General features: G+C 69.0%; 12 protein-coding genes and 1 pseudogene. 8 read left to right on the top strand and 5 right to left on the bottom strand.

Annotation, left to right across the window (positions count from 1 at the left end):
• The 3 genes and pseudogenes from HMPREF3115_RS21605 to HMPREF3115_RS21595 form a co-directional block, all read right to left on the bottom strand.
• A pseudogene (locus HMPREF3115_RS21605) lies at nt 1-1,148 on the bottom strand (cytochrome C); the annotation flags it as partial.
• Nucleotides 1,138-1,641, bottom strand: a complete 504-nt coding sequence (locus tag HMPREF3115_RS21600; protein ID WP_006403888.1) for a (2Fe-2S)-binding protein — start codon at nt 1,639-1,641, stop codon at nt 1,138-1,140. The pseudogene HMPREF3115_RS21605 and the gene HMPREF3115_RS21600, both read right to left, overlap by 11 nt.
• A gap of 193 nt (nt 1,642-1,834) precedes the next feature.
• On the bottom strand, nt 1,835-2,992 hold the full coding sequence (locus tag HMPREF3115_RS21595; RefSeq protein WP_070555989.1) for an FAD-dependent monooxygenase: 1,158 nt from the start codon (nt 2,990-2,992) through the stop codon (nt 1,835-1,837).
• 299 nt (nt 2,993-3,291) lie between these two features.
• On the opposite strand from HMPREF3115_RS21595, the gene HMPREF3115_RS21590 reads away from it, so the two are divergent.
• The 5 genes from HMPREF3115_RS21590 (at nt 3,292) to HMPREF3115_RS21570 (ending at nt 9,186) form a co-directional block, all read left to right on the top strand.
• Nucleotides 3,292-4,044, top strand: coding sequence for a maleate cis-trans isomerase family protein (locus HMPREF3115_RS21590; protein WP_070555987.1), 753 nt, complete (start codon nt 3,292-3,294; stop codon nt 4,042-4,044).
• 27 nt (nt 4,045-4,071) lie between these two features.
• Nucleotides 4,072-4,902, top strand: a complete 831-nt coding sequence (locus HMPREF3115_RS21585; RefSeq protein WP_053298714.1) for an alpha/beta fold hydrolase — start codon at nt 4,072-4,074, stop codon at nt 4,900-4,902.
• Between the two features lie 36 nt (nt 4,903-4,938).
• Entirely contained in the window at nt 4,939-5,979 is a 1,041-nt protein-coding gene (locus tag HMPREF3115_RS21580; RefSeq protein WP_070555986.1) for a 2,5-dihydroxypyridine 5,6-dioxygenase NicX family protein, read from the top strand.
• A gap of 11 nt (nt 5,980-5,990) precedes the next feature.
• Nucleotides 5,991-6,671 (top strand): isochorismatase family protein, encoded by a 681-nt coding sequence (locus HMPREF3115_RS21575; RefSeq protein WP_070555983.1) that lies wholly within the window; start codon nt 5,991-5,993, stop codon nt 6,669-6,671.
• Nucleotides 6,672-6,894: 223 nt separating this feature from the next.
• Nucleotides 6,895-9,186, top strand: a complete 2,292-nt coding sequence (locus HMPREF3115_RS21570) for a xanthine dehydrogenase family protein molybdopterin-binding subunit (RefSeq protein WP_070555982.1) — start codon at nt 6,895-6,897, stop codon at nt 9,184-9,186.
• Between the two features lie 52 nt (nt 9,187-9,238).
• Here HMPREF3115_RS21570 and HMPREF3115_RS21565 read toward each other — a convergent pair whose 3' ends face one another.
• On the bottom strand, nt 9,239-9,685 hold the full coding sequence (locus HMPREF3115_RS21565) for a MarR family winged helix-turn-helix transcriptional regulator (protein WP_070555980.1): 447 nt from the start codon (nt 9,683-9,685) through the stop codon (nt 9,239-9,241).
• A 464-nt stretch (nt 9,686-10,149) separates the two neighbouring features.
• Between HMPREF3115_RS21565 and HMPREF3115_RS21560 the strand changes: the two genes are divergently transcribed.
• From HMPREF3115_RS21560 to HMPREF3115_RS21555, 3 genes are all read left to right on the top strand, one after another.
• On the top strand, nt 10,150-11,457 hold the full coding sequence (locus tag HMPREF3115_RS21560; RefSeq protein ID WP_006403897.1) for an MFS transporter: 1,308 nt from the start codon (nt 10,150-10,152) through the stop codon (nt 11,455-11,457).
• A 121-nt stretch (nt 11,458-11,578) separates the two neighbouring features.
• On the top strand, nt 11,579-11,869 hold the full coding sequence (locus HMPREF3115_RS32015) for a hypothetical protein (protein ID WP_006403898.1): 291 nt from the start codon (nt 11,579-11,581) through the stop codon (nt 11,867-11,869).
• The gene (locus HMPREF3115_RS21555; RefSeq protein ID WP_006403899.1) at nt 11,866-12,633 is read left to right on the top strand and encodes a DUF4397 domain-containing protein; all 768 of its coding nucleotides are present in this window, start codon (nt 11,866-11,868) and stop codon (nt 12,631-12,633) included. Before HMPREF3115_RS32015 ends, HMPREF3115_RS21555 begins: the two co-directional genes overlap by 4 nt.
• Nucleotides 12,634-12,707: 74 nt before the next feature.
• On the opposite strand, the gene HMPREF3115_RS21550 is transcribed toward HMPREF3115_RS21555, so the two are convergent.
• The gene (locus tag HMPREF3115_RS21550; RefSeq protein WP_006403900.1) at nt 12,708-13,259 is read right to left on the bottom strand and encodes a DUF3005 domain-containing protein; all 552 of its coding nucleotides are present in this window, start codon (nt 13,257-13,259) and stop codon (nt 12,708-12,710) included.
• Between the last annotated feature and the right edge of the window lie 152 nt (nt 13,260-13,411).

The raw sequence follows: 13,411 nt of genomic DNA, 5'->3' as shown, positions 1-13,411 counted from the left end.
CGTTCGGGCCGGCTGGCTTCGCCGGTCGCGTCCGCGACGTCTGCCTGCGACGGCCGCGCGAGTGCCGCGCGTATCCGCATCGGATCGAACGGCGGCGCGCGAAACCGCACACCCGTCGCGTCGTACAGCGCATTCGCGATCGCTGCCGCTGCCGGTGCGACCGCATGCTCGATCCGGCGTGCATCGTCGGGCGACGCTGCGCGGCGCGCGCGGGCTTGCTTCGCATCGGCCGCGATCAGTTCGTGCGCGAGTGCCGAGTCGCGTGCGCCGGCCTCGGCTTCGTCGTGCGCCGCGCGCGCGATCAGCGGCGCGCCCATCACGCGCGAGATCGCCGCCTCGATCTGCCACGCGGGCAAGCCGGAGAGCGCCGCCCGGCCCGGCTCGCCGCTGCCCTGGCCGGCCACGACGCGGCGCACGGCGACATCGCCGGTCGCGCGGTCGACGTCGAGATCCACGACCCATGCGGACCAGCTCGCCTCGCCGGTGTGCGCGACGGCGTGCGCTTGGGCGCGAGCCGCCGGCTCGTCGGCGGGCGCGAGCGCAGCAGTCGGCGCGTTCACCGTCGCGCCATCGAACGCGAAGCCGCGACCGGTCAGGCGCGTCGGCGCGTCGCGATCGTGCGCGGTCTGCGCACCCCAGGCCGCACGTTCGCTGACCATCCGGATGACCTCGCGCGGCCCCGCATCCGCCGACGCATCGAGATGCTGCAAGCGCAGCGCGACCGGATCGCGGCGCAACGTGCCCGCGAGTTCGTCGACGAACGACTCGCGCGCGAATACGTGCGCATGACGCGGAATCGCGTCGGCGTCCGCCATGTCGATCGCCGTGTGCGCGTGCCGGTACGCGAACGGCACCGCCGTCGGCGCGGCACGCGACGATGCGCCGGACGACGCGACGCGTCCGGCGTCGTCGCCATCGCCCGCCGTCGCGGCGAGCCGCGCACGGTAGCGCCAGGCGGTCATCCGCCCATCGGGCGCGGTCTGCGTTTCGATGTCGAGCGACGCGGCATCGCGCGCGTCGCCGGCCGGCCAGCCGTAGCGCGCACGATGCGAGCGCAGGCCTGCATCGTCGGCGGCCGGCGCATCGCGCGATTCGAGCGCGTCCTGCGCGGCGCGCGTGTGTGCCGGCAGGTTCGGATCACGCTGCATCGTCGCCCCGCAGATAGCGCGCCGCGCGATGCACCGCGCGAACGATCTCCAGATGCGTACCGCAGCGGCACAGATTGAAGCGCAGCGCCTCGCGGATCGCCGTGTCGTCCGGCGACGGGTTGCGGTCGAGCAGCGCCTTCGTGCTCATGATCATTCCGTTCAGGCAATAGCCGCATTGCGCGGCCTGCTCGTCGATGAATGCGCGCTGGACCGGATGCAGCGCATCGCGCGAGCCGAGCCCTTCGAGCGTCGTCACGTCGCGCCCCGATGCGGCCGCCGCCGGCAGCACGCAGGCGCGCGCCGGCTGCCCGTCGATCAGCACCGTGCACGCGCCGCACTGACCGAGTCCGCACCCGTATTTCGGGCCGTTCAGCGCGCAGTCGTTGCGCAGGACCAGCAGCAGCGGCGTATCGGGGGCGGCGGCGTCGAAACGGTGCGGCACGCCGTTGACGCGAAACGCGAGCGGCCGCGGCGCGGAAGCGGAATGGGACATGGGCAGATCCGGATACGGGTGCGGGCGAACGTCAGCCGACGGCAGGCACGGCCGGCGGCCGGCGCAGACCGGCGCGCGCGACATCGACGTATAACACGCCGAAATCGCCGCGTACCGGCACCGCGCGCGCCGTCGCGCGAACGGCGCGCGCAGCGGGCGCCGGCGGCGAGGCCGCGCATCGTCGTGCGATGCGTCAGGCCACCGCCGCGACGCTGTCGCGCGACGGCGAGACGAGCGGCACGTCGAACACGTCGTAGCCGAACACCCACGACGGATCCTCGTTCGTGCGCAGCCAGGTGTTGTCGTGCGACACGCGCTGCACCTTCGATGCGCGCGCCGCGCGATTCGCCTCGTACAGCGCGAACGCACCGGTGTAGTCGCCGATGCCGAGCTCGCCGATACAGCGCGTGAGCATCGCCGCATCCTCGATCGCCATCGCCGCGCCCTGCGCCATGTGCGGCTTCATCGGATGACACGCGTCGCCGAGCAGCACGAGCCGGCCGCGGCTCCACAGCGGCAGCGGATCGCGTTCGAGCAGCGGCCACTTCGTGATCGACGGCGACACGTCGATCAAATGCTGGATGTCCGCATGAAAACCCGCGAACGCCTCGCGCATCTCGTCGCGATTGCTGTCGACCATCGACACGCCCTCGGGCCATTCGGCCTGCGGCACGCCCGTCACGTAGTAGTACTCGTCGCGCTTCTCGGTCACGTAGTAGACCATCATGTGGCGATCCTCCGACCACCACTTCACGCACATGTCGTAGGGCTTGTTGCCGAGCAGCGACGCCGGGAACACCGCGCGATGCGCGACGTAGCCCGTATAGCGCGGCGGCTCAGCGCCGAGCAGGTGCTCGCGGATCCGCGAGTTCACGCCGTCGGCGCCGATCACGATGTCGGCCGTGTCGACGCTGCCGTCGGCGAACGTGAGCCGCACGTCGTCGCCCGTGTCCTCCACCGATGCGAGCCGCTTGCCGAAGCGGAGCGTGCCGGGCGTCACGGCCTGCGTCATCAGCGCATGGAAATCGCCGCGATGGACGGTCAGATAGCTCGCGCCGTACGTGCTGCGCGCATGGTCGCCGAGCGGAATCCGCGCGAGCACGTCGGCCGTGCGCCAGTCGCGGCTATACCAGCAATCGGGATGCGAGCCCATCGCATCGAGCGCGTCCTCGCAGCCGATCCGCCGCATGATCTTCATGACGTTCGGGCCCAGATGAATCCCCGCGCCGAGGCGCGAAAACGCGGGCGCCTGCTCGTACAGCACGACGTCGTGGCCGGCGCGCTGCAGCAGCGCCGCGGCGGCCGTGCCGCCGAGACCGGCGCCGATGATTGCGATACGGGGTGTGCTCATGCGGATCTCCTGATCGTGAGCCCGGCGCCGGACCTGACGCGAGAACGGGCGGATTGAACGGTGTTGATGTAGCGTACACACTCAATTTATTTGTGACAAGCGGATTGTCGAGGCGCATTTTCAGGTTCGGGAAAACACCAATATTTCGCCATTAATACTTATATGCCATCGATCTGAGGGCTCGTCGATGAATTTTGACCCATTGTCATTTTCAAATGTACACACTAGACTTTGCTCGAACCTGCGCGATCGCCCGCCAGCACAGCGCCCCTCCCTCACCGACACGGAGCCTTCCCGTCATGAGCAAGACCTATCGCATCGGCCAGATCGTGCCGAGTTCCAACACGACGATGGAAACGGAAATCCCCGCGATGCTGCGGCTGCGCGAAACGATCCGGCCCGAGCGCTTTACGTATCACTCGAGCCGAATGCGGATGAAGAAGGTCGTCAAGGAAGAGCTGGCGGCAATGGACGCCGAATCGGACCGTTGCGCGGTCGAGCTGTCCGACGCGTGCGTCGACGTGCTCGGCTACGCCTGCCTCGTCGCGATCATGGCGATGGGGCACGGCTATCACCGCGTGTCGCAGGCGCGCCTGACCGAACATACGGCCGGCAACGGCGCGCGCGCGCCGGTGCTGACGAGCGCGGGCGCGCTCGTCGACGCGCTGCGCGTGATCGGCGCGAAGCGGATCGTCGTCGTCGCGCCGTACATGAAGCCGCTGACCGAGCTCGTGGTCGACTACATCCGCAACGAGGGCTACGACGTGATTGCCTATCGCGCGCTCGAAATCCCCGACAACCTCGAGGTCGGCCGCCACGATCCGGCGCGGCTGCCCGACATCGTCAAGACGCTCCCGCATCAAGACGCCGATGCGATCGTGCTGTCGGCCTGCGTGCAGATGCCGTCGCTGCCGGCCGTCGCGAAAGTCGAGGCCATGACCGGCAAGCCGGTGATCACGGCCGCGATCGCGACGACCTACGCGATGCTGCGCGAACTCGATCTCGAGCCGATCGTGCCCGGCGCGGGCGCGCTGTTGTCCGGCGCGTACTGAACGCGCGTTTCCGACGGAGCTTTCACGATGTCCTCGACTTTCCTGTACGGCGCGAACGTGCGCGCCAACGGCATTCGCCAGCACTACCTGCGCTACGGCGGCGCAACCGGCGCGCGCGCGACGCGTGCGGCGATCGTGCTGATTCCCGGCATCACGAGCCCTGCGATCACATGGGGGTTCGTCGGCGAAGCGTTCGGCGCCGCATTCGATACGTACGTGCTCGACGTGCGCGGCCGCGGGCTCTCCGACGCGTCGCCCACGCTCGACTACAGCCTCGATGCGCAGGCCGACGACGTCGTAGCGCTGGTCGCCGCGCTCGGCCTGTCGCGCACGAGCGTCGTCGGTCATTCGATGGGCGCGCGCATCGCCGCACGCGCCGCGCGGCGCGGCATCCGCGGGCTCGAATCGGTCGTGCTCGTCGATCCGCCCGTGTCGGGCCCCGGCCGCCGCGAGTATCCGGGCAAGCTGCCGTGGTACATCGATTCGATCGCGCTCGCACGTGCGGGCACCGACGCCGAAGGGATGCGCGCGTTCTGCCCGACCTGGACCGACGCGGAGCGGCAGCTGCGTGCCGAGTGGCTGCATACCTGCGACGAGCGCGCGGTGCGCGCCTCGTACGAGGGCTTTCACACCGACGACTTCCACGCGGACGCCGCGCAGCTCGCGGTGCCGTCGCTGCTGATCACGGCCGAGCGCGGCGACGTGGTACGCGACGACGACGTCGCCGAACTGCAGCGCGCGACGCCGTCGATGCGGCACGTGCGCGTGCCCGATGCCGGCCACATGATTCCGTGGGACAACGCACGCGGCTTCTACGCGGCCTTCGGCGACTTCCTCGGCGCGCCGCTCGCGGCCTGACGCCGCCTTTTCCTCACGCCTTTACCGGAGCCGACGATGCCAGTCAGCGACACCCAACTGATCGACGCGTGGAAGCAGGTGCTCACGCTGTCGCGCCTCGAACCGGGCCAGACCGTCACGATCCTGACGAGCGCGGCCACCCATCCTCAGACGCTGTCATGCGCGCTGATCGCGACGCAGTCGATGGGCGCGATCGTGAACCGGCTCGACCTGCCGCCCGTCAACGGCGACAAGGCATTCAGCCGCGATCCGCTCGCCTATCTCGGCACGACGCCGCTGACCGGCAACCGCGCCGCGATCGCGGCGCTGCAGGCGAGCGATCTCGTGCTCGATCTGATGACGCTGCTGTTCTCGCCGGAGCAGCACGACATCCTGAAGTCCGGCACGAAGATCCTGCTCGCCGTCGAGCCGCCCGAAGTGCTCGTGCGGATGGTGCCGACGCTCGCCGATCGCACGCGCGTGCTCGCCGCGACGCAGCAGATTGCCTCCGCGCGCGAGATGCGCGTGAGCTCGGCGGCCGGCACCGCCTTCGTCTGCCCGCTCGGCGATTTCGAGCCGACGGCCGAGTACGGCTTCGTCGACGCGCCGGGCCGCTGGGATCACTGGCCGAGCGGCTTCGCGCTCACCTACCCGAACGATCGCACGGCGCGCGGCACGATCGTCATCGATCGCGGCGACATCCTGCTGCCGCAGAAGCACTACGTGAGCGAGCCGATCGTGCTGACCGTCGAGGGCGGCTATGCGACGCGCATCGAAGGCGGCGTCGACGCCGATCTGCTGCGCGACTACATGGACACGTTCGCCGATCCCGAAGGCTATGCGATCTCGCATATCGGCTGGGGGCTGCAGCCGCGCGCGCGCTGGTCGACGCTCGGCCTCTACGACCGCGAAGCGACGATCGGCATGGACGCGCGCGCCTTCGAGGGCAACTTCCTGTTCTCGCTCGGCCCGAACAACGAAGGCGGCGGCAGCCGCACGACGACGTGCCACATCGACATCCCGCTGCGCCGCTGCACGGTCGAACTCGACGGCCACGCCGTCGTGCGCGACGGGCGCGTGACCGACCAACCCGCCTGACGAGACCCACGATGAACGACCTCTCCCACCACGCCGAAGCGCACGTGTATCGCGAACAGGGTTTCGGCACGCCGTTGCCGCCACACGGCAGGCTTGCGCTGCTGATCGTCGACTTCGTCGTCGGGTTCGCCGATCCTGCGACGTTCGGCGGCGGCAACATCGCGCCGGCGATCGCGCGCACGACGCAGGCGCTCGCGATCGCGCGGCAGCGCGGCTGGCCGGTCGCGCACAGCCGGATCGTCTATGCGGACGACGGCAGCGACGACAACGTGTTCTCGCTGAAGGTGCCCGGCATGGCGACGCTGACCGAGCACCACCCGAACAGCGCGATCGTGCCGGAACTGACGCCCGCGCGCGGCGAGCTCGTCGTGCGCAAGACCGTGCCGTCCGCGTTCTTCGGCACGCAGCTCGCGCCCTGGCTCGCGCAGCGCGCCGTGCAGACGCTGCTCGTCGCCGGTGCGGTGACGAGCGGCTGCGTGCGCGCGAGCGTCGTCGATGCGATGTCGCACGGATTCCGTCCGCTCGTGCTCGCCGATTGCGTCGGCGATCGGGCGATCGCACCGCACGAAGCGAATCTGTTCGACATGCAGCAGAAATATGCGGCCGTGATGCCGCTCGACGATGCGATCGCGGCGATCGATGCGATGCACGCGACACATGCGACGCATGCGACCCACGCGCCCGCGCGCTGAGCCGATGCGCATCGCGGCCGAACTGCGCCGCACCGGTCGCGACGCGCTCGACGCCTGCCACCGCCGCCTTTGACGCCGCGTTTTTGGCCGTCTAGATTCGAACGGGCGGCCGCGCGGATCGTTCGGGAATGGGCCTGCAACGACGCGGCGATCGTGCCGCCAACCGTCCCGAACGACTCTTTCGCGCGGCACCCGCCGCGCCGCCACCCAGGACACCTGCTCCGTGAACCGCTCCGAACTGCTCGCGCGCACCGGCTGCCTGACCGTGATCCGGCCGCCCGCGCCGCCCGTGAAGCCGGCGCCCGGCCAGCCGGGCAGCCTGTCGTCGTATGTGCCGGCGCTGCCCGAAGTATTCGTCGCGATCGTCGACGACGGCCGCATCCTCGCCTTCAACGGTCACGTCGACCTCGGCACCGGCATCCGCACCTCGCTCGCGCAGATCGTCGCCGAGGAACTCGACGTGCCGGCCGCGCGCGTGACGATGGTGCTCGGCGATACGGCCGCGACACCGAACCAGGGCCCGACCATCGCGAGCGCGACGATCCAGATTTCGGCCGCACCGTTGCGCTGCGCGGCCGCACAGGCGCGACATGCGCTGCTTGCGCTGGCCGCCGAGCAGTTCGGCGTCGATGCCGGGCAACTGCGCGTCGACGACGGCACGATCTCGGCCGTCGACCACAGCGGCGCGCAGCGCCAGGCAAGCTACGCCGAACTCGTCGCGCAGCGCCGCATCGCGCTGACGCTCGACCCGCACACGCGCACGAAGGATCCGGCGCAGTACCGCATCGTCGGCCGCGCGTCGCCGCGTGTCGACCTGCCGGCAAAGGCGACCGGCGAACTCACGTTCGTGCACGACGTACGCGTGCCCGGCATGCTGCACGGCCGTGTCGTGCGGCCACCGTATGCAGGCCACGACAGCGGCCCATTCGTCGGCGCGTCGCTGCTGGACGTCGATCGCACGTCGGTGGCCGACGTGCCGGGGCTCGTCGCGGTCGTGACGATCGGCGATTTCGTCGGCGTCGTCGCCGAGCGCGAGGAGCACGCGATCCGCGCCGCGCGGCAACTGCGCGTCGTGTGGCGCCCGCATCCGCCGCTGCCGCCGCTCGACGATCCGGCGGCGGCGATCGCCGCCGCGCCCGCGCAGCCGCGCCTGCTGCTCGACGAAGGCGACGTCGAAGCCGCCCGCACGTTGCCCGACACGCTCACGCTGACGCGCACCTATACGTGGCCGTTCCAGATGCATGCGTCGATCGGACCATCGTGCGCGGTCGCCGACTATCGCGCACCGGGCGACGGGCGCATCACCGTGTGGTCCGGCACGCAGAACCCTGTGTCGCTGCGCTACGACCTCGCGACGCTCGTCGCGCGCGACGAAGCCGATATCGACATCGTGCGGATGGAAGCCGCCGGCTGCTATGGCCGCAACGGCGCCGACGACGTCTGCGGCGATGCGCTGCTGCTGTCGCGCGCGGTCGGGCGCCCGGTGCGCGTACAGCTGATGCGTGCGGACGAGCATCTGTGGGAACCGAAAGGCGCGGGCCAGCAGATGCGCGTGACGGGCACCGTGTCGCGCGACGGCCGCCTCGTCGGCTACGACTTCGCGACGCGCTACCCGTCGAACGACGCGCCGCTGCTTGCCGCGCTGCTGACCGGCACGATCGCGCCCGAGCCGCGCGTGTTCGAGATGGGCGACCGCACGGCCGTGTCGCCGTATGTCTGCGCGCATCGGCGCTTCGTCTGCGAGGATCTCGCGCCGCTCGTGCGCGCGTCGTGGCTGCGCGGCGTCTCGGCGTTGCCGAACTCGTTCGCGCACGATACGTTTGTCGACGAATGCGCGGCGCTGACCGGCGTCGATCCGCTGGCGTTTCGCATCCGTCATCTGCAGGACGCGCGCGCGATCGAGCTGCTGCATGCCGTGGCCGAACGCGCAGGCTGGACGCCGCGCGTGCGCCGCGATCCCGATCCGGCGCGCGTCGTACGCGGGCGCGGCATCGCGTACGCGCGCTACGTGCACAGCCGCTTTCCCGGTTTCGGCGCGGCGTGGTCCGCGTGGATCGTGGATCTGAGCGTCGATCGCGCGACCGGCGAAATCCGCGTGGAGCGCGTGACGGTCGGACAGGACACCGGCACGATGATCAATCCGGACGGCGTACGCCATCAGATTCACGGCAACGTGATCCAGGTGCTGAGCCGCACGCTGAAGGAGCGCGTGCGCTTTGCGGACGGCAAGGTCGCGTCGCGCGAATGGGCGGGCTATCCGATCCTGACGTTCGCGGAGGTGCCCGACGTCGACGTCGTGCTGATGCCGCGACAGGGCGAACCGCCGCTCGGTGCCGGCGAATCGGCGTCGGTGCCGGGGCCGGCCGCGGTCGCGAACGCGCTGTTCGATGCGACCGGCGTGCGGTTCTACGCACCGCCCTTTACGCCGGAGACGATTCGCGCCGGACTGCGCGACGCCGGCCGCTTGCTTGCGGGCGATGCGGCCGGCACGCGCGCGCCGGCCGATACCGCCTAGCCGCCGTTCGTCGCGATCGAGGTCGCCGCGAACCGAACGCGCCGATCACGCGTCACTCGGCGCCCTCTTCGTCCATCATCTTGCGCAGCAGAAACTGCAGCGCGACGCGCTCGCCCGGATTCAGCGTCCCGTACGTGCGTTCCGTCACCTGACGCGCGAACGGCACCGTGCGGTCGATCAGCGCGAGGCCGGCGGCCGTCGCTCGTACGAGCAGCTTGCGGCCGTCGTTCGGATCGGGCAACACCTCGATCAGCGCGCGCGCCTTCAGCCGCTCGACGACGCCGCGTATCGTCGCCTGATCGATCGCGGTCGCCTTCACGATGTCGTTCAGCGAACTCGCCTGCCGCTCCTTCACGGCGCACAGCGTGACGAACTGCGCGGCCGTCAGATCCGAATCCGGAATCGCCTCCTGGAAGATCGCGACGTGCCGTTGATACGCGCGGCGCAGCAAGTGCCCGATCTGGTCGTGAAAGTCGTAGGAATCCCTGGAAGACGCCATGAAAGTCGCGGCTCGCACCGCATGAAAACCGAAAGACATGGAGTGTACACCCTCAAATCGGCACAAGCGGTGCATGGCGATGCCTCATGGCGGTGCGTCAACGGACGGCGGCGCGCGAGTCCGCCGCGTTCGGTGCATGGATCGCATGCATCGCTTCGCCGCATCCCGCTCCGGTGTACACGCGCCATTTTCGAGCGTAGTCATACAATTTTCCTCGAAGCTTCGTGCCTCGTAACGGTGCCGTCGATTCGCAACGAAATCCCGCCGAATATCGCGTTTACACCAGTGTTTTCGATACCTTTCCGCCTGTCGAGAGCCGCGCTTCAAGCCCCCGCCGAGATTTCTTATTTTGCAGTGTGTACGCTCATTAATTGGCGTGCTATACAGACTCAAGCGCGCGCCGAACCACGCTCGCGTCGACCGTCGACCCATTTCCTCCGTCACTTACGAACAGGGGTTATCCCATGTCTACCGCCCACCCGAGTGCCGCCGTCGGTGCCGACGACGCGCAGCACGGCGCGCTCTACCGCAAGGTCACGCTGCGCCTGATCACGCTGTTCTGTCTGTGCTATTTCGCCGCGTATCTCGATCGCATCAACATCGGGCTCGCGAAGCTGCAGATGCTGGACGCGCTGAAGTTCAGCGATGCCGTGTACGGGCTCGGCGCCGGCCTGTTCTTCGGCGGCTACATCCTGTTCGAGGTGCCGAGCAATCTGATCCTGCAACGTGTCGGCGCGAAGCTGTGGATCGCGCGCATCATGATCACGTGGGGGCTGCTGTCGGGCGCGACGATGTTCGTGCAGACGCCGATGCAGTTCTATGTCGTGCGCTTCCTGCTCGGCGCCGCGGAAGCCGGATTTCTGCCGGGCGTGCTGTTGTATCTGACGCAGTGGTATCCGGACGCGCGCCGCGCGCGGATCGTCGCGCTGTTCATGGTCGGCCTGCCGCTGTCGAGCATGATCGGCAGCCCGATCTCCGGCTGGATCATGCGGGCGTTCGACGGCGTGCACGGGCTCGGCGGATGGCAGTGGCTGTTTCTGCTCGAAGCGCTGCCGTCGGTCCTGCTCGGCTTCGCGGTGCTGCGCTGGCTGCCGAACCGCATCGAGTCCGCACAATGGCTGAACGACGACGAGAAGCGCGTGCTGCGCGCGAACCTGGACCGCGACCCGTCGGGGAACAAGAGCCACGCGCTCGGGCGTGCGTTCTCCGATCCGAAGGTATGGGCGCTCGGGCTGATCGACCTGTGCGTGCTGCTCGGACTGTACGCGGTCAGCTTCTGGCTGCCGACGATCCTGCGCGACACCGGCGTGAAGGACGCCTATCACATCGGCTGGCTGATGGTGATTCCGAACGCGGCGGCCGTCCTCGCGACGCTCTATTGCGGCGCGAGCTCCGACCGTGCACGCGAACGGCGCTGGCATATCGTCGTGCCGTTCGTCGTGTCGGCGGTCGCGCTGGCGATCGCGGCGACGTCGTCGCACGGCACGGTCGGCACCGTCGTGCTGTTCTCGCTGATCAACGCGGGCGCGGCCGCCGCGATGCCGGTCGTATGGGCGCTGCCGTCGACCTTCCTCAAGGGATCGGCAGCCGCCGGCGGCATTGCGTTCGCCTGCTCGATCGCGAACCTCGGCGGGTTCGGCAGCACCTACTTCATCGGCTGGCTGCGCGACACGTTCCATTCGCAGAGCGCGGGCCTCTACGCATTCGCCGCTTGCATGCTGATCGGGTGCGCGCTGGCGCTCGCGTATCCGGCCAAGCTCGTGAACCGGTAAAACGCATGCGCGCGCAACGTCACGGTATCGTTGTGCGCGCATCGACCGCCGATGTGGTCAGCATCGAAAGGACGACCGTTTAAAACGGTTTCGCGTGTCATGACCACGTACGCGATGCTGCATGCCGCTTTGCATCGCCACCTTTTTACAATCGTCGGAACGATCGCACGCGCGCATCATCGTGCCGCCGGTCGCACGCGCGATCGCACGATCGCCATCGCGCCGCCGCATCGTCGTGCGGCCGCCGTTTTACTCGTTCGTCGTGCCAAGCGGGCACGCTCTTTGCGACTTGGTCGCGCCTGCCGACCCGGCAGACGACTACTTCCCTGAACCCGGCGTTGCGCCCCGCGCGAACCGTTCGCGCGGCAGGAGCGCATCGCAAGCAGGTTTTCTGAACGAGAGGACGACATGAAATCCATTCGAACTTTGGTGGCGCTGTGCTCGGTGATCTCCGTACTCGCCGCATGCGGGGGAGGCGACGGCAACGACCTCGGTACCGAACTGGGGATCTCGAAGCCGCAGGCGCGCTTCATCAACGCGGTGCCGGCCGGCCCGAACCTCGACTACTACCTGAACGCGAAGGTCGACGCGTCGGGCGTCGCGTACAAGGGCGTCACGCGTTATCACGACATCGATTCGGGCGGGCAGACCGCGAGCTACGACGTATCGGGAACGAACACCACGGTCGCGTCGCAGTCGTTCAACGCGGCGAACGGCCACCACTACACGACGATCGCGCTGCCGAGCACGTCGTCCGCGATTTCGGTCGTCGACGATCCGTACGACAAGGGCCTGCTGTCCGACAAGGCGCGCGTACGCAGCTTCAACGCATCGCCGAACGCGCAGAACGTCGACGTCTACGTCGTGCCGCCGAACACCGACATCACGACGCAAACCCCGACGCTGACGGGCGCCGCGTACCAGAACGCGTCGCCGCCTTCCGGTCAGGACTCCGTCTATCTGAACGGCGGCACCTATCAGATCATCGTGACGACGGCGGGCAGCAAATCGCCGATTCTGAAGACCGCGCCGGTCACGCTGAACAACAACGCGGACTGGCTGATCGTGACGATTCCGTCGGGCGGCATCGGCGACGTCACGCCGAACGACATTCACGTGCTCGTTGCGCAAGGCAACGACGCCGACACGTCCGCACAGGAACTCGGGCCGCAGTAATAGGGCCCACGATGCGCTGCCGCCGGCAGCGCGGCCCGCGCATCGCAGGGTGCGCGGGCGGCTTGCTTCCTTCCTTATTCGATCCGTTCCAGACAGATGACGTGCTCGGCGCGGCTCGAATCGCCGTGCGGGACTTCGACATCGCCCACGTGACGCACGCGCCAGCCGGGGCGCGTCGCGATCAGCGGCATGTTGCCGTCCGGGCGGCTCTCGATGCCACCGAGCCCGTCGTCCGGCGTGTCGACGCTTTCGTCGAGCGACGCGTTCGAATAGATCACGTTGTCGTGCCACTTCGACGCGCCGGTCCGGGCTTCGAGGCCCTTGCCGTCGACGTCGACCGTGTTGTCCGTCATCGCCATGTTGGCGTTGTCGATCGTGACGATGCGGCCGCCTGCGCGGCGCACGGGATCGCCGCTGTCCACCGCGTGCGCATCTCGATCGATCGGCGGCAAGCCGGTCGGCGCCTTGCCCGCGACGGCCTCCGGCGATAGCGGCCGCTGCGCGAACTCCTTCGCCTGGGTGGCGGCGCTCGGCATTTCGTGGCCGGCCGCCGGCGTTTTCGCGGGGCTTTGCGCGATCGTTTCCTGCTGCTGTTTCGGGGTAGGGTTCGATTCGGCGTTCTGCATCGCATCTCCTGTCCGGGCTGCGCGCACCGGCGCCGAGCCGGCACGCCGCTCCGGGAATCGCTACACGGTCCTTGCAAATCTTTCATGCGACGGGCACGGCGCGGCCCGGCGCGTCGACGCGCCCCGGCCGGCCGTCGCAGCGGCGCGCGAAC

The organism is Burkholderia sp. HMSC10F09, assembly GCF_001806955.1.
GTDB classification, from domain to species: Bacteria; Pseudomonadota; Gammaproteobacteria; order Burkholderiales; family Burkholderiaceae; genus Burkholderia; species Burkholderia multivorans.
This window is presented reverse-complemented; position numbering and strand designations above follow the sequence as displayed.